The organism is Neobacillus sp., from assembly GCF_031988165.1.
Classification (GTDB): Bacteria; Bacillota; Bacilli; order Bacillales; family Cytobacillaceae; genus Neobacillus; species Neobacillus rhizosphaerae.
The window spans coordinates 1-25,044 of record NZ_DALZYO010000029.1 but is presented as its reverse complement, the minus strand read 5'-3'; the positions used below and the strand labels follow the sequence as shown (position 1 = coordinate 25,044).

The 25,044-nt window shown below is 37.2% G+C and carries 19 protein-coding genes and 1 pseudogene; 13 read left to right on the top strand and 7 right to left on the bottom strand.

Translation table 11 applies throughout. The features are described 5' to 3' along the window. Positions 1 to 25 precede the first annotated feature (25 nt). The 3 genes from prfB (at position 26) to cccB (ending at position 2,678) form a co-directional block, all read left to right on the top strand. Positions 26 to 1,127, top strand: a protein-coding gene (prfB, locus tag RTR43_RS17140) for a peptide chain release factor 2 (RefSeq protein ID WP_312473440.1) whose coding sequence is annotated in 2 segments (ribosomal slippage) — positions 26 to 97 and positions 99 to 1,127 — 1,101 coding nt in all. Because the reading frame shifts where the segments join, the coding sequence is not laid out codon by codon here. Between the two features lie 311 nt (positions 1,128 to 1,438). Then, the gene (locus RTR43_RS17135; RefSeq protein WP_312473439.1) at positions 1,439 to 2,305 is read left to right on the top strand and encodes a YitT family protein; all 867 of its coding nucleotides are present in this window, start codon (positions 1,439 to 1,441) and stop codon (positions 2,303 to 2,305) included. Between the two features lie 49 nt (positions 2,306 to 2,354). Continuing rightward, the gene (gene cccB / locus RTR43_RS17130; protein WP_396954595.1) at positions 2,355 to 2,678 is read left to right on the top strand and encodes a cytochrome c551; all 324 of its coding nucleotides are present in this window, start codon (positions 2,355 to 2,357) and stop codon (positions 2,676 to 2,678) included. A 143-nt stretch (positions 2,679 to 2,821) separates the two neighbouring features. On the opposite strand, the gene RTR43_RS17125 is transcribed toward cccB, so the two are convergent. Further along, complete coding sequence (locus RTR43_RS17125; protein ID WP_312473438.1) at positions 2,822 to 4,183, bottom strand: IS1182 family transposase; 1,362 nt, start codon at positions 4,181 to 4,183, stop codon at positions 2,822 to 2,824. 127 nt (positions 4,184 to 4,310) lie between these two features. Here RTR43_RS17125 and RTR43_RS17120 point away from each other — a divergent pair, with 127 nt between their 5' ends. The 6 genes from RTR43_RS17120 (at position 4,311) to RTR43_RS17095 (ending at position 11,161) form a co-directional block, all read left to right on the top strand. Continuing rightward, positions 4,311 to 4,541: a hypothetical protein gene (locus RTR43_RS17120; protein ID WP_312473437.1), complete on the top strand. Its 231-nt coding sequence runs from the start codon at positions 4,311 to 4,313 to the stop codon at positions 4,539 to 4,541. Between the two features lie 166 nt (positions 4,542 to 4,707). After that, complete coding sequence (ftsE, locus tag RTR43_RS17115; RefSeq protein WP_248737093.1) at positions 4,708 to 5,394, top strand: cell division ATP-binding protein FtsE; 687 nt, start codon at positions 4,708 to 4,710, stop codon at positions 5,392 to 5,394. Next, entirely contained in the window at positions 5,384 to 6,277 is an 894-nt protein-coding gene (ftsX, locus tag RTR43_RS17110) for a permease-like cell division protein FtsX (protein ID WP_312473476.1), read from the top strand. Before ftsE ends, ftsX begins: the two co-directional genes overlap by 11 nt. Positions 6,278 to 6,419: 142 nt before the next feature. After that, positions 6,420 to 7,733 (top strand): murein hydrolase activator EnvC family protein, encoded by a 1,314-nt coding sequence (locus RTR43_RS17105; protein WP_312473436.1) that lies wholly within the window; start codon positions 6,420 to 6,422, stop codon positions 7,731 to 7,733. Between the two features lie 342 nt (positions 7,734 to 8,075). After that, the gene (locus tag RTR43_RS17100) at positions 8,076 to 9,530 is read left to right on the top strand and encodes a S41 family peptidase (protein ID WP_312473435.1); all 1,455 of its coding nucleotides are present in this window, start codon (positions 8,076 to 8,078) and stop codon (positions 9,528 to 9,530) included. Between the two features lie 365 nt (positions 9,531 to 9,895). Continuing rightward, the gene (locus RTR43_RS17095) at positions 9,896 to 11,161 is read left to right on the top strand and encodes a PDZ domain-containing protein (RefSeq protein WP_312473434.1); all 1,266 of its coding nucleotides are present in this window, start codon (positions 9,896 to 9,898) and stop codon (positions 11,159 to 11,161) included. A 635-nt stretch (positions 11,162 to 11,796) separates the two neighbouring features. Here RTR43_RS17095 and RTR43_RS17090 read toward each other — a convergent pair. The 3 genes from RTR43_RS17090 to RTR43_RS17080 are packed head-to-tail and all read right to left on the bottom strand — an operon-like array spanning position 11,797 to position 15,541. After that, positions 11,797 to 12,912 carry a Ger(x)C family spore germination protein gene (locus RTR43_RS17090; RefSeq protein ID WP_312473433.1) on the bottom strand — a complete coding sequence of 372 codons (1,116 nt, stop codon included), beginning with the start codon at positions 12,910 to 12,912 and terminating at the stop codon, positions 11,797 to 11,799. Next, entirely contained in the window at positions 12,909 to 14,009 is a 1,101-nt protein-coding gene (locus RTR43_RS17085) for a GerAB/ArcD/ProY family transporter (RefSeq protein ID WP_312473432.1), read from the bottom strand. Before RTR43_RS17085 ends, RTR43_RS17090 begins: the two co-directional genes overlap by 4 nt. Beyond that, a complete protein-coding gene (locus tag RTR43_RS17080) occupies positions 14,006 to 15,541 on the bottom strand; it encodes a spore germination protein (RefSeq protein WP_312473431.1) in 1,536 nt (511 codons plus the stop codon). The genes RTR43_RS17085 and RTR43_RS17080 overlap by 4 nt, the downstream gene beginning before the upstream one ends. Positions 15,542 to 15,869: 328 nt before the next feature. Between RTR43_RS17080 and RTR43_RS17075 the strand changes: the two genes are divergently transcribed. From RTR43_RS17075 to RTR43_RS17065, 3 genes and pseudogenes are all read left to right on the top strand, one after another. After that, positions 15,870 to 17,021 carry an SLC13 family permease gene (locus RTR43_RS17075; RefSeq protein ID WP_312473430.1) on the top strand — a complete coding sequence of 384 codons (1,152 nt, stop codon included), beginning with the start codon at positions 15,870 to 15,872 and terminating at the stop codon, positions 17,019 to 17,021. Between the two features lie 246 nt (positions 17,022 to 17,267). Then, positions 17,268 to 17,693 carry a 3-hydroxyacyl-ACP dehydratase FabZ gene (gene fabZ, locus RTR43_RS17070; RefSeq protein ID WP_312473475.1) on the top strand — a complete coding sequence of 142 codons (426 nt, stop codon included), beginning with the start codon at positions 17,268 to 17,270 and terminating at the stop codon, positions 17,691 to 17,693. 65 nt (positions 17,694 to 17,758) lie between these two features. Then, positions 17,759 to 18,267 (top strand): annotated as a pseudogene (locus tag RTR43_RS17065) (lysophospholipid acyltransferase family protein). Positions 18,268 to 19,337: 1,070 nt separating this feature from the next. Here the strand turns inward: RTR43_RS17065 and tyrS are convergent. The 3 genes from tyrS to tyrP form a co-directional block, all read right to left on the bottom strand. Beyond that, entirely contained in the window at positions 19,338 to 20,603 is a 1,266-nt protein-coding gene (gene tyrS, locus RTR43_RS17060; RefSeq protein ID WP_312473429.1) for a tyrosine--tRNA ligase, read from the bottom strand. Positions 20,604 to 20,709: 106 nt separating this feature from the next. Then, a complete protein-coding gene (tdc, locus tag RTR43_RS17055; RefSeq protein ID WP_312473428.1) occupies positions 20,710 to 22,596 on the bottom strand; it encodes a tyrosine decarboxylase in 1,887 nt (628 codons plus the stop codon). A gap of 137 nt (positions 22,597 to 22,733) precedes the next feature. Continuing rightward, entirely contained in the window at positions 22,734 to 24,173 is a 1,440-nt protein-coding gene (gene tyrP, locus RTR43_RS17050) for a tyrosine-tyramine antiporter (RefSeq protein WP_312473427.1), read from the bottom strand. A gap of 219 nt (positions 24,174 to 24,392) precedes the next feature. On the opposite strand from tyrP, the gene RTR43_RS17045 reads away from it, so the two are divergent. Then, positions 24,393 to 24,779 carry a DUF3888 domain-containing protein gene (locus RTR43_RS17045; protein WP_312473426.1) on the top strand — a complete coding sequence of 129 codons (387 nt, stop codon included), beginning with the start codon at positions 24,393 to 24,395 and terminating at the stop codon, positions 24,777 to 24,779. Positions 24,780 to 25,044: the final 265 nt, after the last annotated feature.

The following is a 25,044-nucleotide window of genomic DNA, read 5'->3' as shown; positions in this document are numbered from 1 at the left end:
TTTATTTTTTATAGAGGTGACGAAAATGGAATTAGCAGAAATTCGGAATGAACTTGAAAAAACAGCTAAGAAATTAGTGGACTTTAGGGGGTCTCTTTGACCTTGAGAACAAGGAAGCGAGAATCGCTGAGCTAGACGATGTTATGCTCCAGCCCGATTTTTGGAACGATCAGCAAACAGCACAAACGGTCATTAGCGAGGCCAATGGCTTAAAGGATCAGGTGAATGAGTTCAATGAATTAAATGACTCGTTTGAAAATCTGGAATTGACCTATGAGTTGGTGAAAGAAGAAAATGATGAAGAACTACGGGTGGAGCTGGAAGCGGAGCTTCAGCAGTTAACCAGCCGTTTGAGTCAATTTGAGCTGCAGCTTCTCTTGAGTGAGGAGTACGATAAAAATAATGCGATTTTGGAGCTTCATCCGGGTGCAGGCGGAACGGAATCACAGGACTGGGGCTCGATGCTGCTCCGGATGTATACCCGCTGGGCTGAAAAGAAGGGTTTTAAGGTGGAGACGCTGGATTATCTGCCTGGTGATGAAGCGGGAATTAAGAGTGTAACGCTTGCCATCAAAGGCCATAATGCCTACGGTTACTTAAAGGCAGAAAAAGGGGTTCACCGGCTTGTAAGGATTTCACCGTTTGACGCCTCTGGCCGCCGCCATACGTCGTTCGTCTCCTGTGAAGTCATGCCTGAACTGAATGATGATATTCAAATTGAAGTTCGGACAGAAGATTTAAAAATTGATACCTATCGTGCAACTGGGGCGGGTGGACAACATATCAATACCACTGATTCGGCGATCCGGATTACCCACCTGCCAACGGGTGTGGTCGTTACCTGTCAAGCAGAACGTTCGCAAATTAAAAACCGCGAGGCTGCGCTGAAAATGCTAAAAGCCAAGCTTTATCAATTGGAAATCGAGCGGCAGGAACAAGAGCTTTTAGAAATTCGTGGCGAGCAGAAGGAAATTGGCTGGGGAAGCCAAATCCGCTCCTACGTTTTTCATCCGTATTCAATGGTTAAAGACCATCGAACAAACACTGAAAGCGGAAATGTTCAGGCTGTAATGGACGGGGATTTAGATCAGTTTATTAATGCTTATCTGCGTTCAAGAATTTCTTAAATAGTTAATGATTAAAGCAATCGAGTTCAATATTTAACCTCAAAGGCCTTTGTCGACCATTTCGACAAAGGTTTTTTTTATGATGTTCCGGATTATTCTTGGAATTTTCGGAAAATCACTTCCTTCTAAGTGAAAATTATCCTTTTTTCGAGTCTCTTATGAAAACCACTTTATTAGCAAATGCTAATGAAAATTTTAATCCTTTATCACGTCAATTTAATGCCGTTTACACGATATTTAAGCCATGCTATACTCACTTTCGGTTACTAGAAAAAATGATTGTGGAATGCATTATAGAGAGGAATATCGGTATGAATATTTTAAGCAATCTTACACATACATATCCAAAAATGAGAATCGTTATAGATTATCTTTTTGTGCTAATTGGATCAGCCATCATTGCCATGGCATTTAACGTTTTTTTATTGCCAAACCAAGTGGCTTCGGGCGGAGTAAGCGGAATTAGTACGATTTTAAAAACAGTACTTGGCTGGGAGCCTGCCTATGTCCAATGGGCGTTTAATATTCCATTATTTATCGCTGGCGTCATTTTATTAGGAAAACAATTTGGTGCGAAAACACTTGCCGGGACCATTTTTCTGCCATTGGTTGTTATTTTAACAAAAAATTTCGAGCCATGGACGCATGACGCTTTACTCGGGTCTTTGTTCGGAGGAATTGGCGTTGGGCTTGGACTTGGGATTGTGTTTAGGGGAAAAGCATCAACTGGGGGGACTGACCTAGCCGCTCAAATCATCAATAAATATACAGGCTTTACACTTGGCAGATGTGTCGTCATGATCGATGGATTAATCGTCCTTACCGCCGCCATTGTCTTTGACATTGAAAAAGGTTTGTATGCCCTGATTGCTTTATATGTGACAAGCAAAACGATTGATTTGGTTCAGGTGGGGTTTGGGCGGTCAAAAATGGCGATGATTATTACCAGTAAACAAGACGAAGTTCGTGAAGGAATATTGAATAAAATTGACCGTGGTGTGACAAAACTATCAGCATATGGTGGTTTTACAGACCATGAACGGCCAGTTCTGATGTGCGTGGTTGATCAAACGGAGTTCACGAAATTGAAACAATTGGTCGAAACCCTTGATCCATCTGCATTTGTAGTCGTTATGGACGCGGCTGAGGTTTTAGGTGAGGGTTTCAAACGCGCGTAGGATTGGTATAATAGTACATTGATGGTATTATTTTCAGAAGGGGGTAGTAATGATGAAGAAAAAGCTACTAACATTGTTGTTGGGGACGTCCCTTGTAATGGGTCTTGCTGCCTGTGGCGGCGGTACTAGTGATAAAGGTACTGATACGGCAAGCGGCGGAGATGCAGCAAAGATTTTCGATCAAAAATGCTCTAGCTGTCATGGCGGAGATTTAAAGGGTGGCATGGGTCCGAACTTGACAAAGATTGGATCAACGCTGTCGAAGGATGAAATTTTGAATACGATTAAAAATGGTAAAGGCGCAATGCCGAAAGATGTTATTCAAGGCGATGACGCTAACAAAGTTGCTGACTGGCTTGCTGCTAAAAAGTAGAAATAATCAAAAACAAAAACGTTCTGCACATCGCAGAACGTTTCAGATTGTAGACAAAAGGCATTCGAATGACCCCATTCGGATGCCTTTTTGTTGGGTTTTTGCTCGTAAGAGCAAAATTTAGACCTTTTCTATGCCTATTATTACGCCATTTCTGGACCTTTCCAGGTCCAGCTGGCCATCTTTTTCAAGTTCATGGCAGCAAAAGTAAGCATCGCTTGCATGGACAATTTTTTTAGGCCTCTTAAGGTTGTCCAACGCATACCATGCTTTTCCTTAGCATCCGCAAAGACACGTTCAATCGTTTCTTTACGTCTAGCGTATATGCTTTTATTCTCTGGTGTGTGACGAAGATGATCGGCTTCTTCTATGTAATGTTCCCAAACATGTCGCTCAATTAATTTTTTGTGTTCTTTACTCTGCGTGCATTCTGAAAGCAAAGGACAATTTTGGCACTCAAGCGGATTAGAGAAGTATTGACGCTTTCCATTCTTCGTCGTCGTTGCATATTTCAGTATTTGTCCTTGCGGACAGATATAACAATCGTAGTATTCATCATAAATATACTCATGTTTTTTCATATAACCCTCCTTCGTACGAGGGCGTGTATATGGTAATGCTGGAGTCATATCATTTTCAAATACGAATTGAGCAATAGCAGGTGTTTTGTATCCTGCATCAGCAGCAACAGCTTCAGGTTTCCCGTGTTTTTCAATGACCTTCTCAAGTAGTGGCTCGAAAACGACGCTATCATGGATATTCCCTGGAGTTACAATTGTACCCAAAACAAAACCATTTCGATCCGAGGCCGCATGAAATGAGTATGCGAACTGTTTCGTTCGCTCATCCTTTACGTAATAACCACTTTCTGGGTCAGTGGTACTTTCTTTAATTTCCTTTAATTCTTCTTTTTCAAATTTATCCGGAGGAAATGGCTTTTTTCCATGATCTTCACGGTCTTTATTAATCTCTTCTTGTAGACGAGTTTCATACGCCTTCGATTCCTTTCGAACTACTTTCTTCTCAAATTTTCGCTTATTTGCACTAGCTTTAACATGTGTAGAATCAATAAATACGTGATCGCTAATAATCAATTTCTTTTCTGAGGCTTCCTTTAAAATACGAAAGAAAATCTGTTCAAATAAATCAGTATCCTTAAAGCGTCGCTCGTAGTTTTTACCAAACGTTGAAAAGTGTGGAACCTTATCATAAAAACCAAAGCCGAGAAACCAGCGATATGCCATATTCGTTTCGATTTCTGCAATGGTTTGACGCATTGAGCGAATACCGAAGGTATATTGAATGAAAGCCATCTTAATCAATACCACAGGGTCAATACTCGGACGTCCCCGTTCAGATGAATACATATCTTGAACAAGTGAATAGATAAATGAAAAATCAATAGCAGCTTCTATCTTGCGAACCAAATGGTTCGCGGGTACAAGTTGTTCTAAAGCTATCATTTCTATTTGATCACGATTCATCTGTGTATTTTTAGTAAGCATTTCATCCACCTCATTTAATTCACTGTACCTAAATTATACAAAAGACTGTGTTAATGTACATTATTGATTTATACACACTGTTGATTGGAGTGGAAGGCGCGAAGACTCCTGCGGGAGGACGGGACAGGTGAGACCCCGCAGGCGCTGGAAGCGCCGAGGAGGCTCACCGAACCGCCCGCGGAAAGCGAAGCGCCTGGAACGGAAATCAACAGCCAAGTTTAATGTAGCAAAACAAAAAAGACTGTCGGTAAACCCGAAATTCTTCGAATTTGTCGACAGTCTGAAACGTTCTGCACATCGCAGAACGTTTTTTATTATTCAAAAGATAGAGAATCCTGTCAGCTTTTGTATTGTTTGAAAAGAAACTGTAATATATTTTCCGCTTTTATTAGCGATTTATGATGTTATAATAAAACTATGCGAAATTATGCACATATTTTTTGTTATTTTAGTCCATTTTGCAAATAAATAAAGATTTGTGTCGAATCCACGATTCGAACTATCTTTTAATAAAGGTGATATGAATGATAGAGATGCAAGAAGTATATAAAAAGTACCCGAATGGTGTGACTGCCATTAATGGGATAGATGTCAAGATTAACCAGGGAGAATTTGTTTATGTCGTTGGGCCGAGTGGTGCTGGGAAATCGACATTCATCAAAATGATGTATCGTGAGGAAGTACCGACTACTGGAACGATCACAATGAATGGCGTGAATCTTGCCAAATTAAAGATGAAAAAGGTTCCGCTTTTCAGAAGAAATCTTGGCGTCGTCTTTCAGGACTTTAAGCTGCTTCCGACCTTGACTGTCTATGAAAACGTGGCCTTTGCGCTAGAAGTAATTGAAGCTCAGCCTAAGTACATTCGAAAACGGGTTATGGAGGTTCTCGACCTAGTTAACTTAAAGCATAAAATAAAAATGCTTCCAACGGAGCTTTCCGGCGGTGAGCAACAGCGTGTGTCCATTGCACGCTCAATAGTCAACTCACCGAAGGTTGTGATTGCGGACGAGCCTACCGGTAACCTTGACCCTGAGACTTCATGGGAAATCATGAACATTTTTGAAGAAATTAATACAAGAGGAACAACGATTGTTATGGCTACTCATAACAGAGAGATTGTCAATACATTGAAGCATCGCGTGATTGCCATTGAAGGCGGCAGGATTGCGCGCGATGAACAAAGAGGTGATTACGGTTATGAAAATTAGAACCGTTGGCCGTCACGCCCGTGAAAGTTTAAAGAGTATTAGCCGGAATGGCTGGATGACGTTTGCATCCGTTAGTGCCGTTACTGTTACGCTTATTTTAGTCGGTGTCTTTTTCGTAATTATGATGAATCTAAACAGAGTGGCACAAACCATTGAAGATGATGTGCAAATTCGCGTACACATCGATGTTGCTGCGAACAAACAAGATCAGCAATCATTAAAAAGTGAGATTGAAAGAATTCCGGAAGTGCAAAGTGTTACATTTTCACCAAAAAAGAAAGAACTAGATAATTTAGTGAATAGTCTTGGTGAGGATGGAAAGGCCTTTAAACTTTTTGAACAGGATAATCCGCTAAACGACGTATTTGTCGTAAAAACGAAAAAGCCAACCGATACGATGGTAGTTGCTAAAAAAGCTGAAAAGCTAAATTATGTATCGAAGGTTAGATATGGAGAAGGCAAGGTTGAAAAATTATTTAAGTTTATTAAGGCGAGCCGCGACGTCGGAGTCGTCCTCATTATCGGCTTGTTCTTTACAGCGATTTTCTTAATTTCTAATACGATTAAAATTACGATAATTGCAAGACGAAGAGAAATTAAGATTATGAGATTAGTAGGGGCGACAAATAACTTTATTCGCTGGCCGTTCTTTTTGGAAGGTTTATGGCTTGGGATTCTTGGTGCGATTTTACCAATTATCCTGATTTCGATTGCCTACTACCGTGCCTATGATTATATTGGTCCAAAGCTTGAAGGGACGTTTATCAAAGTGCTGCCATTTGACCCATTTGTTTATCAGGTTTCCGGCATTCTAATTTTAATGGGAGCCGTGATTGGAGTATGGGGCAGCGTGATGTCTGTAAGGAAATTCTTAAAGGTGTAATTTTTTGTCAGGAGGGACGGACTGTCATGTCCTTCCTGGTTTAATAAAATCGTAATGCTACTTAATACAATAAAGTTCGATTTACATAGATTAAAAGACGTTTTACTTAAACATTGAGATAGATGGAGGGGAGTAATTGGAAATGAAGAAAACAGTTATTACGCTTGCCATGGCAGTGACGGTTGGTCTGGGGACTATTTTTGGAGCGATTCCTACAAAAATAGAGGCCGCATCAATCTCAAAACTAAAAGATGAACAAAATAAAATACACGAGCAGCGCTCTGATATAAAATCAGATATTAATCAAGCAAACGATAAAATTAGTAATCTTCAAGGTCAGCAGGCAGATGTGAAAAGTGAAATGAAGCGGCTTGATTTTGCGATTAGTGATGCGACGGCAAAAATTGATGATAAAACAGCTAAAATTGAAGAGACAAAAACTCAGATTGCAAAGCTTGAGGAAGAAACAAAAATCCTCAAGGAGCGAATTGCGAAGCGTAATTTGCTGTTAAAGGACCGTGCCCGAAGTTATCAGGAAACGGGTGGAATGGTCAATTACTTGGATGTGTTAATGGGGTCAACCAGCTTTAGCGATTTCATTGACCGTGCGAATGCTGTAGCAACGATTATGCAGGCTGACCAGGATATTATAAAGCTGCATGAAGCAGATAAAACCGAGCTTGAGAAGAAACAAACTCAAGTTGAAAAGGACTTGGCCAGCTTAAAAAAAATGCTGGCAGACTTGGAAAGTATGAATCAGCGTTTGTCTGCCCAAAAAGCTGAAAAGGATAAACTATTAGGAAGTCTAAAAAGTCAAGAAAATGAAATCCATGAAGGTGTGATGGATTTAAAAGAGCAGGAACAAATTCTCGGATCTCAAGAGGCAGCGATTCAAAAGGCCATCAAGCTGGAGCAAGAGGCACAAGCTAGAGCTGCGGCAGAGGCGGCAAAGGCGGCAGAGGCGGCAAAAAATAACTCAGCAAACGGCGGAAGTGGCGGAAGTGGCGGAAGTGGCGGAAGTGGCGGCAGTTCCGGAGCAACACCAGGAGTTTCAAGTGGTTTCTGGACCCAGCCGGCTCAAGGCCACCGCAGTTCCGGTTTCGGCGGCCGTGGTGACGGAATGCACTATGGAGTAGATATTGCCAATCGGACGATGGTACCGATTTTGGCTGCTGCTGACGGTGTCGTCATTCAATCCTATTATTCTAGCAGTTATGGAAACTGTATCTTTATTTCCCACTCCTACAATGGACAGGTTTTTACAACTGTTTATGCCCATATGAGTTCTCGCATGGTTGGCGATGGGGCAGTGGTGAGAAAAGGTCAGCAGATTGGTGTCATGGGTAATACCGGCGCTTCAGAAGGCCAACATTTACATTTTGAACTTCATAATGGTCCGTGGACACAGGATAAGCGTAATGCTATCAATCCTGTCGGTATTGTACCGCTACCTTAATTAGAATGAGGAGAAGCCTGAGAGCTTCTTCTTTTTTTGTGGAAAAAGGGTTTGAAAATCTGAATCAGTTAACTATGTCTTAATGAAAAAAATATATGTATCACTTTGAATGAAGTAAACCTTAGCTCTTCTCCCATAGCCAGCCTTTATTATGTTGGTGTCCCCTCGCATTCCATTCATTTCCATGATTAGGTTGGGAGCTGAAACTCATGGTAGTTTTGTAAATTTCATCATTCACTCATAACTCGTCCATTCCTCACATATAAGTTAATAATTGGGCAGGAATTCGGTGCCTTTTTATTAAATTAATATGACAGGTATTTAACTTGAGGAGGATTCTGGATGAATCGAAAATGGATTGCCCTGTTGATGACGGGTTCGCTTTTATTCGGAGCAGGGGGCACCTATGCTGGAATGCAGTTTTTAGAGAAAAAAGAAGGAAACATGAAGCAGGAGCAAACGCTGACCCCAAAAGATCCTACAGTAAATTCTGAAACCAATACAAAAGATCTTGAAAAAGTCGAGCAGGCCTATGATCTCATTTTAAGCCGCTATGTGGAAAAAGTGGACGAGGATAAGCTAGTGGAAGGTGCGATTCAAGGAATGCTTTCCGTGTTAAAGGATCCTTACTCAGTTTATATGGACAAGGAAACGGCCAAGCAATTCACCCAAACCTTGGAATCATCCTTTGAAGGCATTGGTGCCGAGGTCGGGATGGTCGATGGAAAAATTGTCATCGTGTCGCCATTTAAAAATTCTCCTGCTGAGAAAGCAGGCATTAAGCCTAATGACCAGATTTTGAAGGTTGACGGTAAAAGTGTTGAAGGGCTTGACCTCAATAAAGCTACATTAAAAATTCGCGGGAAAAAAGGCACGTTGGTAACTTTAGAGATTGCCCGAAAAGGTCTGAAGGAACCACTCTCTATTGATGTAAAGCGTGATGAAATTCCACTTGAGACTGTCCATTCTTCCATTAAGAAGCATGATGGCAAAAAAATAGGCTATATTGAATTAACTTCCTTCTCTCAAGATACTGCAGCTGATTTTAAAAAGGATTTAAAGGCGCTAGAAAACGACCAAATAAAAGGGCTAATCATTGATGTGCGGGGGAACCCAGGCGGACTGCTGGACAGTGTCGGAGAGATTTTAAAGGAATTTATCCCGAAGGATAAGCCATATGTTCAAATCGAGCAGCGGAACGGGAAAAAAAATCGTTATTTTTCCACTATTTCCGCGAAAAAGGATTATCCCGTGCTTGTCCTAGTGAACAAAGGCAGTGCCTCCGCTTCGGAAATTTTAGCAGGCTCACTGCAGGAAGCTGTAGGATACCAACTCGTCGGGGAAACGACATTTGGTAAAGGAACCGTTCAGCAGGCGGTCCCAATGGGGGATGGCAGCAATATTAAATTAACCCTATTTAAATGGTTGACCCCAGATGGAAATTGGATTCATAAAAAAGGGATTAAACCGGATGTTGCCGTCAAACAGCCAGCTATATTCGCAACCCACCCTATTCAAGTAGAGAAGCCGTTAGTCGAGGACATGAACAATGAGCAGATCAAGAATGCCCAAGAAATTTTAGCCGGTCTGGGCTTTGCGCCTGGCCGATCTGACGGATATTATAGCGACAAAACCACGATTGCCGTTAAAGGCTTCCAGCAGGAATATGATTTACAGCCGACTGGAAAAATTGATGCCAAAACTGCTTCCAAGCTCGAAGCGGCTGCGATTAAGGAAATGAAAAAAGAAAAGAATGATCTTCAGCTGCAAACGGCATTGAAGTTGATTACGAAATAAACCCAACAGAGGCTCTGGTCTCTGTTTTTTTTTGGCCCTTTAAGTGTGTTGATTTTGCTTTTGTTATGCTGTTTGGAGGAATTATCGGGAATTTCCGCGGAAATAGTAGTTTGATTGCGAAATTAAGCGATAATATCGCAGAATTCCAACAAAAGTTGACTGAATCCGCGTTTTTACTCCACAGAACAACAAATCCAAACTACCAGAGTCCCATCTCATTCACCTCAAAATTAGATTGTTACGATATTTTTCTGTTTTTCTAAAAATTAGCAATATGTTTTATGACTGCAATTTGGTAAAATAATCTTTAGGGGAATTTTACATACTAAATTAATAGAAATTTTAATAGAGGCAGGTGGCAGGAAATGGTACAAATATGGCTTGTGGAGCTTCTTAAAGGGACAGGCAAGTTATTTCTTCATCCTGTTTTATACTATCTTGTTTTCCTTTCAGGGATTTTAGGAGTTATCAGGGTAAAACGTGAGCGAAAAAATTTTCATATTCGGGCGCATGATGCTTATTTCGAACTCCGGCAGTTATTTCCGTCTGGACTTCTTATTGGGCTTATACTTTCCATTATTGTTGTTGCAACAGGTATCGTCGTTCCTTTCGCTGCCATTCTTCTTATTGCTGGATTTACCTTATTGTGGTCACTGACGACAAATGTCCGATGGATGTCGCCGGCCTATACGATTGGGGCAGCCTTTTTTACCATCATTTTAATCGCTGAAAATAATTGGTCAATCCCACTCTTTTCGAAATTATTTCATTCGATTGGTGACAAGGTTTACCCTTCTGTTGTCGTGATTATCGGGCTTTTGTTAATTGCTGAAGGACTCCTAATTGTTAAAAATGGAAGCAAAGGAACCTCTCCTAAACTAGCAAAAAGCAAGCGTGGTCAAAGTGTTGGTGTCCATGAAGTGAAGCGCCTCTGGATGCTGCCGCTGTTCATGCTTATTCCTGGAGACGCGCTCCAGCTGCCATTTGATTGGTGGCCGGTATTCCATTTGGGAGCAAAAGAGTACTCACTTATACTTGTACCTTTTGCAATTGGTTTTCATCAGCAAATCAAAGGGATGCTTCCTAAAGATGCGATCCAACTTCACGGCCGGCAGGTGATGGTGCTAGGGGTATTCATCACACTTCTCTCAGTAGTGGGGTATTGGTATCCGCTCATCTCGATCGTAACAACTGCGCTTGCTGTAATTGGCCGCGAATCTTTAACATTAATTGCGTCTCTAAGGGACGAAAATAGACCATTTTATTTTTCAAGAAAAAATCAAGGCTTGATGATTATCGGTATTATCCCGGAATCACCTGCAAGTAAAATGGGGTTGCAGGTGGGTGAAATTATCGCAAAAACCAATGGAGTATTGGTTCGTGATGAAAAAACCCTTTACGAGGCCTTACAAAAAAATCGCGCCCATTGCAAACTCGATGTCCTCGATACAAATGGTGAGATCCGCTTCGTTCAACGTGCCCTTTATGAAGGCGATCACCACGAGCTAGGGATATTATTTGTTCCGGATGAACGGAAGTATGATGAGAAAATCGGGAAGTGTGTAAAACACCAAAATAATCAGGATTTCGTTCAAAAATTACCGGATTACCACAAAAAAAGTCCGGATTAAGAAATCAAAATTAAACGAATTACCACTCAGAAAAAGCGGACTAAATGACGGATTAAATCTAAAATACATCCTATCTCTAGGATTCAGTGATAATTTGAAATGGGTATCATAAACAGTTGAAAAGATACCATCATTTGACGGAATAGCTTTTGATTAATAAATAGGATTTACTATAAAACGCAGTAATATGAGAGGGTATATAAAAGTGTAATTTTCAAAATAATTCTCATAATTAATTGGGAATATTAGATAGTATTGAGATTTCATATTCAAGTAGAATGGTTTTTCATAATTATTTGGAATGAATTCTAAGTTATTAGAGAAGTTGATGCTTCTCTCAGATTGTAGACAAAAGGCATCCGAATGGGGTCATTCGAATGCCTTTTGTCTACAATCTGTAAAACCCTGTATTAGGGTTTTTCTTTTTACCCTTAAACTCTGGGGGCATTGTTCATTAAAGGGCCATATTCTTAAAGAATGATGGTGACTCCAAATAATTCTGGTATAAAATGAATCCGAGCTTAATACTATCATGGTTAGCAATAAGATTGCTTTCAAGTATTGCACTTTAATTATTATCCAGAGGGCTTTTCGTCTCTTCCTCCTTAAAAGAATGTAAACTCCATTCTCTTTGTTTATTTGATAGCCCCTATGGATCGTGTTGTTACTTCTGCAGAAGTATTGATAGATGCTTCACCTAGGGCTCTGCCCCAACGGTCCTGTACTTGCTCATAATGCTTATTTTGATAGGCTCTGGCATATACTCCTAAGCCAATTGGGTCAATTTCATGTTTTAGGATTTTCTTAATTAATTGGTCAAATTGCGTTTTTAGTTGTTCTTCTACCATTTTTTCTAGTTTGTCATTATTATGACTCATATTAATTGGAGATAGACGCTCCGTTAATTCCATGATCATTTTTACGTGAATGTCGAATGTAAATTTACCATGACTATACCCCGTATGAATTTTTGTTTTTGCGTTACGTGCATTAAAGCTTAACATATTTCTGTATATTGTGTTCTCCTTTTTACCATTTACAATAGGGAGGGTAAAGCTAAAATCAACATTGTCTCCTTTTAATATTTGTAACAAGGTTGTTTCTTGAGGATTAAGCGAAGTACTATACCCTCCTTTCTCGTTTAGTAATGTACTGCCTGTTATTGTGATTTCTTTCTTCAGTTTTATGTTAGGGATGCTGGGAGTGAGACCTTTTTCAAAAATCTGCCGATGCAGATCCTGGAGCGTTGTTTTTATTGTTTCACCCTTTTCATTTGAAGTATCGATCATGGACTTTAAATATATTGGGGTGATTGGTTTGTCTTTAGCTTTAAAATTCATAATCTCTGAAACAGGGCCATCTACTATTATTATTCTTGGATTGACTGTAGCTTTAGTATCGCGAAAAAAAACATCTAGTAAGGAAAGCCAATTTGGATTTTGGAGCAATTTTTTCCCAATAAGTAGAACCTCAAGTTTTGATTCAACAGAGACACCAGCGCCGCGAACGTCGAATTCCTTTCTAGATTGCCGGATCGTTTTTGCTCTGACTTCAACTATTTCTTCTTTTTCTTTTGCTTCTTTACTGAATACAGGACTTGATTCATAAAATTCCAAATCATTTTCTTTATTCAAATCTATGCCAAACGCTAAGTGAAACATTGTATCCTCCATGTATGGTGGTTGTACCAATCCTGATGGAAGGATGATTAGGGAGAATAGTAATAGAAAAAGTCCAAACAACCTCTTCATTTGGTAACTCTCCCTCGAATTCGATCATGGATACTTAAGTAAATCCACAAAAACAATGGAATGATATATATGAAGGGAAATGCAATATTCGCACTCAAGCTTTGCAACAAGTCATTTTGATTAAAAGTAGGAATAACAAAATATATGATCATCACCATCAACAGTAATAATAGAAGTAAGTGTTTGCTATGATCATGTTTCCCGAACAGCCAACTTGTACAGAAAACAGCACCATAGATATAAGGCATCCAAGCCCTAGAAAGAACCAATAAGTAAAACGCGAGAAAAATAATTTCCATTCTCTCTAAAAATCGAAATTCCACTACTTTTAATATACTTAAAGTAGGTTCATTAAATAGAGTAATTTCATCGGGACTAAAAAAGACAAAACATGCAAGAGTTATGAATAAAAATACGAGCATTGATAATGAGTTGGCGATTATAATGCCTACGGAAGCCTTTTCCTTATTTTGTAAGAATGGGTATAACAAAAACACGATTTCAAAGCCAAAAAAAGAATATGCAGTAGATTGAGTAGCTAATAGCACCTTCTTCATATCTTTGAACAGAGGGAGAAGGTGAATCCAGTGATGGTTTCCCCACAAGGCAAACCAGTAGAAGAAAGGCATCCATAATACGAGGAAAAAAACGAGTTCCGCGTAACGACCGATGATACGAATTCCACTACGAGCAATAGTATATGTAGGGATGGCGAATAAAATCATAAGGACATAACCAGTTACTCCAGGCAAAATCCATATTTGAATAAATAGGATTGAACGCTGAAAAATGAGAAACGCACTATAAGCGAAATACAGAGCAATGAAAAGGGCAATAGCTTTTCCTGCCCACTTTCCAAAATACTTTGTAAATAAATCAATTAGTGTTCCTTCCGGATATTTCTTCATTATTTGAATAATGATTAGACTTGCTACAATAGATGCTATCCAGCCAAAGATGATAATGATCCAACCATCCATACCTGCCTTTTCTGCCAAGATTCGTGGGAGTTGCAGTACCCCGATGCCCAATTGTGCGCCATGTATTAAAAAAATATATTGCGTTAATGTAATCTCATTGTAAGCATACTTTTTCATTTTCCACCCTCCCGAGGATCATTGGAGCCTTGTTTCACTGCCTGAATTGCTCTTGTGCTCAAAGGACGACGGTTCATTTTCCAGAGTGGAACACGTAAAAAACTATCCTTCCAATCGGATAAATAGATTGGAGTAAATGGACTGCTGTATGGAGTGCCCAGTGATTCCAAAGAAATAAGATGTCCAATCAAAGTGATTAAACCAATCACAATACCTACAATTCCAAACAAAGATGCAAGAAACATCATAGGAAATCGCAATAACCGAATGGCTGAGCTCATATCATAATTAGGTATAATAAATGAAGCAATAGCGGTAGAGGCTACAACTATAATCATCATGTTGCTGACTATCCCCGCTTGTACAGAAGCTTGACCGATTACAATAGCCCCTACAATCCCTACTGTTTGCCCTATGGGAGCAGGAAGACGTATCCCTGCCTCACGAAGCATTTCAAGAGCAATCTCCATAATAAGTGCTTCAATCAGCGGAGGAAAAGGCACCTCAGCGCGATATTTTCCTATGTTGAGCAACAATTTTACAGGAATTAACTCATAATTAAACGAAATCAAAGATATATAAAGTGCAGGGAAAAAAATAGTTACGAAAAAGGCCAATAACCTCAGTAACCGTATAAAATTTGCCGTTAGGAAACGTGATCCATAGTCATCCACATTGTGAAAAAAAGATATTAGTGATACTGGTGCGACCAATGCTGCGGGTGATCCATCTACTATGACAACAAATCTACCCTGTAAAATATGAGAGGCAGCAGCATCTGGCCGTTCCGTTGAGATAAGTTGCGGAAATGGGGAAAAGGAATTATCCTCAATGAATTCCTCTAACTCTCCTGCATTAAGAATCGCGTCGACATCTAATTGGCGGATACGATCCTCCAGCTCTCGCAATACCTCTGGGTGTGCAACATCTTCTAAGTACAAAATCGAAACTTTGCTCTTACTTCGGCGTCCAACTGTTATCTCTTTGATTTTTAGCTCGCGGTTAGAAATATAACGGCGGATTAATCCGATATTTTTACTGCTTGTCTCCCCAAACCCTTGATGTGCCCCTTTTAAAGAGGTTTCGAGCTGTGGATCTTCAATTGCTCTTTGTGGCCAACCTTGGGTGTCGAAGATCAGTGCATCGTTTCGTCCTTCTACTAACAATGCACTTTTACCTTGTAGAATACTGTTCTCAAGCTCTGTCCAATGATTTATTGAGCCTAAGTGACCAATCGATACAGCTAAGTTAGGATTCTTCTTATCTTCAACGTCATTTATTAAAGGACGAAGGATATGATCATGGACGGAGTCTGTATTAGTTAGACCCGCAAGGTAAATAAGGACCGCTTTCTCACCACTCATCTTAATATCCAAGTGTCGTACAATTAAATCAGGGGTATAAGTGAAAAGTGTATACAAATCTACAAGATTTTCGGATAGGGTTGTGCTTATCTTTTTATTTTGAATTTCGTTTGCTTGTTTTTGAGGCTCATTTAATTTTTTTCTTGGTTTATTATGAAAAATCTTCATTTTACCATCACCAATACGAAGGAAATTATTTTTATAGTTAACTACGTATGCTAATATTATTCAAATACAGTTAAATTCAAACAGCCTCCAATTCATTTATGAAGCTTCCCCGCCAATGGTAATTATCTTCAATTGTAGGTTTGGAATAAAGTTTGATCATTTGATGATACCTATACCATTAAGTGTCCTTTTCTTGAATAAACTCAATAAGTAAATTGGCCATTAAAATTAGAAACCATTGGTGAACTTCTTTCCTTTGCATCATTCCATTAGGGTAAGAATTACTCTTCCGTTTCTTTCTATTAAAATAGATTACAGGTGGTGCATTGTGAAAAAATTAATATTCGTCCAAAATAAAAAAAGAATCCTTATGAAATTTGATTTTTTAAAAAAGGACATAGTGCTTACCATTTCACTGATACTGGCAGTTGTAAGCTGTTTTATACATCCGCCAAGGCTCGAATATATTAACTTTAATGTGCTGGTCAGTTTATTTAATCTAATGGTGGCCATTAAGGCCTTTGAAGAGCTAAAGTTATTAGACAAATTTGCCGTTGCTATATTAAATAAATGCAATAACAGCAGGACCATATCAGTTATTCTGATTTTGTTATGCTTTATTTGCTCGATGTTTGTAACGAATGATGTGGCTTTGCTCACTTTTGTACCAATAACGCTTGTCATTAGTAAAAAGACACAAATAAATATGATGGATACGATCATCCTGCAGACAATTGCGGCAAATATCGGAAGCAGCCTAACGCCTATGGGGAATCCGCAAAATTTGTACATCTATTCTTACTATGGCATTAAGCCCATCCCATTTTTTGGTTCAATCCTGTTATTAGCTATGCTTGGCATCAGTTCGTTGTTTATATTTACTAAAAAACTTCATAAAACAGAATTAAAAATAGAACTTCCTGTCATTACCATAGAGGATCGAAAAAAAGCTGCAGTCTGGAGCCTGATACTTGCCATTATTATCGTGTCTATTTTTGGAGTCATCAATTATTACATTGCGCTAATAATCACATTGATGACAGTATTTATTTTGAATAGAAAATTACTATTTAAGATTGATTATTTTCTTCTGATAACCTTTGTCTGTTTTTTTATTTTTATTGGAAATATATCAAACTTGAATGCAATGAAAACATTTGCTCACGCCAATTTAAGAGGAGGCACATCGATCTTTTTTAGTTCCATATTTTTGAGTCAATTGATCAGCAATGTGCCTGCTTCAATCCTCCTGTCAAACTTTACTTCTGATTGGAAACCCTTATTATTAGGAGTAAATATTGGAGGACTTGGAACAATTATCGCGTCTTTAGCCAGTGTAATCTCCTATAAACTATTCATTCAATCCAACCGTAAAGAGAGTAAAAAGTATTTAATCAAATTCAGTATTTACAACTTTTCATTTTTAGCCATACTTGCATGTATACAATACTTCATCTTTAAATATTTAAAAATCTTTTAAAAAAATGATTTGCGATGGGAGTTTAAAAACCTATAGTGTTCTTCTTCCACAATCGGGCGCTTTTCTGTAATAAGGAACAGTGTTTTTTTTCCATTAAAGGGCCATATAATTGAACAACATCTTTAGAGAAAATTGGATACTTTTAGTGGAAAGATAATCAAAATTTAGTATCAACTATTAGCACCAAGTGTTAGAATTAAAGTAAATGTAGAGTGAAATAAAAATTATTGTATGGGGGCTTTTATGGTGTTAGATATTCAAAACATTAAAGAAGTTATTAGACACCGTTATCCATTTCTTTTAGTGGATAGGATTTTGGAATTGGAAGAAGGAAAAAGAGCAGTTGGTATTAAAAATGTGACAGTAAATGAAGATTTTTTTAATGGACACTTCCCCGATTATCCGGTAATGCCAGGTGTACTAATTATTGAAGCATTAGCCCAAGTTAGCGCAGTTGTGATGTTAACTAAAGAAGGAAATCAAGGACGATTAGGGCTTTTAGCGGGAATAGATAAATGCCATTTTAAACATCAAGTAAAACCGGGAGACCAACTCCGTCTTGAGGTTGAAATCACTCGATTAAAAGGTCCTATTGGAAAAGGAACAGGAATTGCAACTGTTGAGGGAGAAATAGTTTGTGAAACGGAATTGATATTTGCATTTGGCGATTAATTTTATAATTTTTCTTTTCTACATGATAAATAATCGTATGTTTAAGGTTAACGGAGGAAGAAATTGTGTATCAAATTGCAGCCTATTCTTTGAAATGTATCTTGCGTGTATTTGGAAAACTTCACGTTTACGACAAAACAGAACATCCCAAAAGAGGGTGCTTATGTTATTGCTTGTACTCATACAGGTTGGGTTGATGTTTTGTATTTGGGCATAACTTTATTGCCAAACAAAATTCATTTCATGGAAAAGAAACAACTATTTACTAATAAATTAATAGGTTGGTTTTTGCGCAAACTTAGTGCTTTTCCTGTGGATCGTGCTAACCCTGGTCCAAGTGGAACAAGAATTGAAGAGCAAACGGCATTAAAACAAGGAGCATGCTCAGCATTCAAAAGTACCTATCATACCCGCAGCATATGTGGGTCCAAATAGTTTTAAGGAATTGTTCATTAAGAGGGATGCATTTCTTATATTGGGTGAACCAATACATATTTCTAATTTGAAAGAACAGCGAGCCAATTTTACAAACTTGTTAGAAGAAAAAATGAATACTCTTGTGCAGAAGATCTAAGTCAAAAAATAGACGATAATGTGTAAAGACAAATAAATCTTCTTGTTCAACAAACGGGCGCGATTATGGAATAAAACTTAGATCTTTAAACGACATTTTTGTTATATTTTTAAGTACAGTGAAGTATCTTACATCAAAGATTAAACAACTATATTTTAACCCCGTCCTAAATTTGTGAACGGGGTTATGCTTGTTTGAGGTTTTAAAATTAAATAACTTTATTGTCAGTTTACTTAGGGATACCAATACCATATAACGAGACATAGAGTTATTTATAAGTAATGGGCTCCAATTATTTAATTTTTAGTATCTCAGTAGCTGGTGGAATATTGTTCTTTTCATTTTAGAGTATTAATTAACTGGATAGAAATACTCTTATAAGCAGAAAGGAATAAGGAATTATTAGTTCTGAAAAACAAGTTAATTTTGAATAATAATGTTGTTAAAATAATACGGTTAATTATGATTTATTCTAGAAATGTTTATAAAAAAATAATCCGGTTAAATATAATTTCTTCTCTTTGTTATTCAAATTATAAATTTAAAAATCCGGGAATTTATGATTTCATTATCGGACTAAAACCTTGATTTAATAAGACCTATATCCGATTAATTTTGGAGTTTAACAGGTAGTGTTAAATCCCTTATGTAAATAACGCATGCGTTAGTTCAACAAGAGGAAGTCTGTCTATTTAAAGTTAGCCGTTCCATTAGGAGGAAAATCCAATTTACTTTCTAATTATGGATTATTTATGGAGTAGAAAATGAAGTGATAAATGTGGTCATAAATCACATTTACACAATTACCTTAATCTTATAAATTATATTTTGTTAAACAAATTAAAAAAGACATTGGTATTCTAAATCCAATGCCTTTTTCATTTAGTTTATATTACAGATTAGAGTGCTTTTTTATATATAAGAACTTGTTTTGGCCTACTATCTATATGAAAACATATTCTCTTAATGCATCCTTTCTTGAAAAAGAAATATTTCGCCTAATAGGAGAGAATACCATAAAAAAGAGTTTCTATGACATAAGCATATTTAATCCTCTGCATTAAACTACCCTATTCTTCTTTCAGTTTTATTAAACTGTAATTCTTTTTCCCTTTACGAATAATAATAAATCTTTCATCAAATGAGTTTTCCACTGTAACATCTGCGTTCACATCATTTATTCGTTCACCATTCATAAAAATAGCTCCATTGTTTATATCTTCTCTTGCTTGACGTTTTGAAGGTTCAATTCCTAAATCAACTAACCACTCTACAATGTTTTTTGTATCTTTTGAAGCATAAAAAGTAGGCATATCTTTAAATCCTTGCTCAATTTCATCAGCCGTTAAGTATTTAATATCTCCACTAAATAATGCTTCTGTAATTTTCACCGCTTGACTATATGCTTTTTCACTATGAACAAATTTTGTCATTTCTTCCGCTAAAGCTTTTTGTGCATCGCGCTTATGAGGTTCTGTCTTAATTTTTATCTCCAATTCATCGATCTTATCTTTTGTTAAAAATGTAAAGAATTTTAAGTATTTAATCACATCACGATCATCTGTATTTATCCAAAATTGATAAAATTCAAATGGAGTGGTTTTTTCTGGATCTAACCAAATCGCTCCTCCTGCTGTTTTACCAAACTTTGTGCCGTCTGCTTTTAACAGTAAGGGTATTGTTAATCCAAATGCTTTTGCCTCTGGCCCTTCTAATTTACGTATTAAATCTAACCCACTTGTTATATTGCCCCATTGGTCACTACCACCAATTTGTAGTTGCACTCCTTCGTTTTTGTATAAATGATGAAAGTCCATGGCTTGAAGAATTTGATATGAAAATTCGGTAAATGAAATTCCGCCCTCTAATCGACTTGCTACAATGTCTTTTGCTAACATCGTATTCACACTAAAATTCTTACCGTAAACACGTAAAAATTCAATAATGTTTATCTGATGTGTCCAGTCATAGTTATTTACCATTTTTACATTTCCATCACCACCAAAGCCAAATAACTTTTTCATTTGTTCCGTCAATGCTTCAACATTAGATTGCACTTGTTCTAATGTCTGTAATTGGCGTTCTGTTTGACGTCCACTAGGATCACCGATTGTTCCAGTAGCTCCTCCAATTAAAATGACTGGATGATGCCCTTCTAATTGAAAACGTTTCATCATCATAAATGGGATTAAGTGTCCGATATGCATACTATCACCCGTTGGATCTACCCCACAGTACAATGAAATTTTTTTCTCTTCTACTAATTCACGTAGCCCATCTGCATCTGTTTGTTGGTTGATCGCATTCCGCCATTCTAATTCGTCAATGATGTTCATGCTTTTCTAACCCCTTTCAATTTTAAGATTTTCCTTTTTTAGTTTGTCTAAAAACAAAAGTCCCTATGTCTAAAAAAACATAAGGGCCTTAATCGTATTCTGCATCTTAAACAGTTGTCTCATCATCACTTTCATTTTTCACATTGTAAATAGTTTCAAGTTTTTCTTGAATTGCGCTTTCAATTTTACTTGTGTATTCATCGAATACAACTTTATCATGAGCGTACGGAGATAATGCACAAGCTCGTAGTATTGTTACTTTTCTTTCCTTATCCCATTCCTCTTCGCTAAATCCAAGACTTTTCACATATGGAAGTGGGCTGTTTCCATAGTCAGGGACGGCAAAATCTGTATGAGAAGTGATAAATTCATTGTGATATATATTCCCTTTAACGTAAGAAGCTTCACCAAAGAAATCATGATTTAATTTGTTCATTTTTGCTAAATCTGTGTTTCCTTCTTCATTAAACACATAGTCAACCATATTAAAGTCAGGTTTTGTTAATGGATAAACATGAATGGTTTTATCTCCAACTTTAAATTGTTTATCCTGTAAAAAATGATAAAAACGGTAAGCTCCTTCAATACTTGCACCAAGTAATTTGCCATAACCAGTCACGTTTAATGGTAATACTTTATGGGCTGTCCAAACTGAGGCAGCAGTTGCCCCTGCTTTAGAACCTTCAAGCATATATGCACCAAGTAATGCAGGAATATCGGCTCCTTTTTCAAACACATATGTTGCGAAGTAAGAAATTACGTCACGCATTCTAATATCTTTTACAACAATCCCACCAGCAGAGTATGGTATATATCCCATTTTATGTGGATCAATCGTAACCGTTTCAACGTGCATAATTGCTTTGAAAGAATTGTAAATATCTTCTGTCAGCCATTCATTTTTCTCATTGAAAATACTATATTTTTCATATACTTCATCAATTTTTTCATACTCAATAAATTCGTTGTTTTCATCTAGGAATATAGATCGAGCATACCCACCATAAGCAGCATCTATATGAATGTAAAAATAAATACCCTCTTTTGCTAATTTTTCACGCAGTTCAACAATTTTATCAATCCGATCTACTTGTCCTTCTTCTGTTGTACCGATAACGCCTACCACACCCAGAATAGGTATTTTTTCTGCAACCAATTCTCGGATTTTCTCTTCAAGTTTGCCAATGTCCATTCGATAGTTATGATCAACATTAATTGCTTCCACATTATCAAGGCCTATACCAATAATATCCGCTGATTTTAGCCAAGAATAGTGTTTTGTTTGTGGAATCAACCATTTACCCAGCTCTTGTAGATGCTCACCACTACGCGCAGAATGTGCTTTTATGTCATCAATTTTTTCAGGAATTTTTTCTATAATATCTAATATCTCTTCTGTAGTCATGTTTAATAATTCCCAATCTGATTTATCTTCAACTAATTGAGGAGCTACTTCTTTAACCGCTAAAGGAAGAGATTTCATGTTTCTTGCATACCAAAGGCCTTCTAGATTAGCAATCGAACCATCAGCACAAATATGCCCCCAGCTCTCACCTTTTTTATAGCTCATAAGAGCAGCAAATTCATGTCCTACTTCTTCTTCCATTTGAGAAGTGGCAGGGGAAGATTCATATGCCACGTTATTCCCATTCCATAACATTGCAGCTGTATACCCAATAATAGCTGGCATTAATGTTTCGGAATTCATATGTCCCCAAAACCGTCCTGCCGAATGCCATGGTAATGAATTGGTACGAAGTTTTGAAGATAATAAATCCATTACACTGCGAATATGATCTGCAGTTTCTTCAAAACTTTGTGAACTTTTATCCTGCGGAGTAATAACTGGTAGATCTTGCGGTTGATAATTTTGACGCCAACCTACATGTTCATCTACCATTTTGATTAACAGCTCTTTAAATAAATCTGCATTTTCACCTTTATCACCTAAGAATAGTGCTTTTAAATTAATATCCGGCATTTCATAGTTCATTTTTCATTTCCTCCAAATTATCTCAAATATTTCCCTAAGCAACTTCGATACAAAATACGTTCTTATTTTTAGGTAAAAATTCAAACATAAATTATTATTTGTCATCAAAAACAGCACAGCAATTTTTCATGTGGTCTTTAACTTGATTGCTTTATATCATCCGGTGAGTTATTATCTTTCTTCCACTCTGGCTTTTTAAATTTGTAGATGATAAGTGCTATAGCAATCATTACTACTGTAGCGACAATTTGATAAATTACATATCCAGTATATTGACTTGGCTTTAAAATAGATGGCGGGATAATACTTACAATAATCGTAAAAATAATACTGATCAGTGAAAGAATAGAGACCGTCCACATTAATCCATTCCCTTTACTTCCTAATCTGAATGGTCTATCAAAGTCTGGCATCTTATAGCGTAAACGAATAGCTGAAATAGCGATTAAAATATACACAACACAATACAAAATCGTTGTTGTAATTGTTATAATTAAGAAGGCACTGTTAACATCTGGAACGACTATATATAAGATCGATACTAACGAAATGACAATTGCTTGAATCATTACAAAAGTGATTGGAATATCTTTCTCTGTTCTCTTTTGGAAGAACTTCGGTAAATTCCCTTCATCTGCCACTTTAATCATGGATTTACTTGGTCCAAGTACCCAAGCACTCAGCTGCACTAGAACACCTATTAAAATCATTAAAGAAATGATGTTAACAACGATAGATGGAATCCCTAAATTTTTACAGAAAATCATATATGGCTGTGTAATATTGGCAAGCTCCAATTTACCTTTTGGAACCGCATTTGAAACAGTTAAACCAGCAATGATATTAAAAATTGCTAATAAAATAACAGAAGTAATAACAGCAATTGGATAGTTACGTTTTGGATTGTCAATATTATTCGCATGTACAGAAGAAATTTCTACTCCTGCAAAAATAAAGATAATTCCTGATAAATAAGTTAAACTTCCTAAGTCCTTAAAATTAGGAACAAGATCACTTGTTTTAAAGCCCCCTAAATAACTATTAGATTGAATCCCGTTTTTAATCAGATAAATCACACCTAGAACAACAAGAATGACAAACGGAATGTACACACCTATAACGGCGCCCCAGTTACCCGCAACTTTTACCATATCAAACTTAAGGTTTAATAAAGTCACACCCCAGTATGAAATTAAGATTACGGCAAAAATAAAGTAATTGTTTGAAGATAAATGTGGTTTATTAATAACGTAACCAAGTAGAATACCAACAGTTGACGCAACCATTACCATCCCGAAAAACATTTGAACCCATAATAACCATGAGGTAACAAATCCCCATTTCTCACTTAAACCATTTTTCACCCAAACTTGAGGCCCACCTTCCTCAGGGTAAGCCGTTGAAAGCTCAGCTGACATTAGCGCAATAGGTAGTGCAAATGCAAATGCAGCGATCACCATATAGAAGATTTGGGTCCAACCAGTAATCGCAAGAGTCGGCACACTTCGTACCGTTCCAAAAAAAGCCATTGTAATTCCAATTAACCCAAATAGTGTTAATTTTTTTGTTTTACCCATAAAAAATTCCTTCTTTCCCATATTTAAAGTAATAATCTATAAATAGGATGCATCCTTTTTAAAATAGACATATTACTTAATAATTATGTAAAATAAGGATTTGGTGAATTTTAACATATGAATCAATTTCATAATTACGAGCCCTTGTATACCAGGCTTTAAAAGGCAGGTTAGTCATAGAGCAACCTCTTTGGGAACACTTAAAAAGAGGTGATTAGTTTGAAAAAAAAAGTGTTTCTGTTAATGGTATTACTATTTTTATTTAGCGGTAATAAAGTATTTTACGCAAAGACCATAAATGAAGCTGATACAGAATTATGCGAAACGGTTAAAGCGGCACTCATAAGTAGCAATAGAGAGCCAGTAGATAAAGCAATTTCTGAAATTTATAAGAATGACAAAAAAGCACCAAAAGATCTTACTTGGGCTTCTTGGGAAACTGAAATCCTAAAGATAAAGCAGGTATATGGAATTGGTGGATTATATGAGATAACGTTGAAAGTGTACCCTTACTATGGTGCTCATAATGGATATGGAGAAGATGAAGTTGTGATAAATACAGAGGGTGAATTAATAAGTTTTAAACATTTGAAAACATATCATTGAATTAGCTCTTATGCAACTAACTGGATTTAATAAGACCTATGTTGATTCTCCCTTCTCTTTCCTTCCCAGTACAGTAATCAACCAATACCTCGTGAAGCAATACTTACCACACAGACAAAAATATACCCAGTGTTAGCTGAGGCTGCTTATCCCTATGAGACAATATCACGAAGTGACACCGGGAAACGGTCTAATAGAAGAGCACTATAGGACAATATCACGAAGTGACACCGGGAAACGGTCTAATAGAAGAGCACTATAGGAC

Bases quoted from the DNA above. Each gene is read 5' to 3' on its own strand.
- tyrP (WP_312473427.1), bottom strand. From the start codon at position 24,173: ATGGGTAAAACAAAAAAATTAACACTATTTGGGTTAATTGGAATTACA.
- RTR43_RS17135 (WP_312473439.1), top strand. From the start codon at position 1,439: ATGAATATTTTAAGCAATCTTACACATACATATCCAAAAATGAGAATC.
- tdc (WP_312473428.1), bottom strand. From the start codon at position 22,596: ATGAACTATGAAATGCCGGATATTAATTTAAAAGCACTATTCTTAGGT.
- ftsE (WP_248737093.1), top strand. From the start codon at position 4,708: ATGATAGAGATGCAAGAAGTATATAAAAAGTACCCGAATGGTGTGACT.
- RTR43_RS17085 (WP_312473432.1), bottom strand. From the start codon at position 14,009: ATGAAAAAGTATGCTTACAATGAGATTACATTAACGCAATATATTTTT.
- RTR43_RS17080 (WP_312473431.1), bottom strand. From the start codon at position 15,541: ATGAAGATTTTTCATAATAAACCAAGAAAAAAATTAAATGAGCCTCAA.
- RTR43_RS17125 (WP_312473438.1), bottom strand. From the start codon at position 4,183: ATGCTTACTAAAAATACACAGATGAATCGTGATCAAATAGAAATGATA.
- RTR43_RS17105 (WP_312473436.1), top strand. From the start codon at position 6,420: ATGAAGAAAACAGTTATTACGCTTGCCATGGCAGTGACGGTTGGTCTG.
- tyrS (WP_312473429.1), bottom strand. From the start codon at position 20,603: ATGAACATCATTGACGAATTAGAATGGCGGAATGCGATCAACCAACAA.
- ftsX (WP_312473476.1), top strand. From the start codon at position 5,384: ATGAAAATTAGAACCGTTGGCCGTCACGCCCGTGAAAGTTTAAAGAGT.
- cccB (WP_396954595.1), top strand. From the start codon at position 2,355: ATGATGAAGAAAAAGCTACTAACATTGTTGTTGGGGACGTCCCTTGTA.
- RTR43_RS17095 (WP_312473434.1), top strand. From the start codon at position 9,896: ATGGTACAAATATGGCTTGTGGAGCTTCTTAAAGGGACAGGCAAGTTA.
- RTR43_RS17090 (WP_312473433.1), bottom strand. From the start codon at position 12,912: ATGAAGAGGTTGTTTGGACTTTTTCTATTACTATTCTCCCTAATCATC.
- RTR43_RS17100 (WP_312473435.1), top strand. From the start codon at position 8,076: ATGAATCGAAAATGGATTGCCCTGTTGATGACGGGTTCGCTTTTATTC.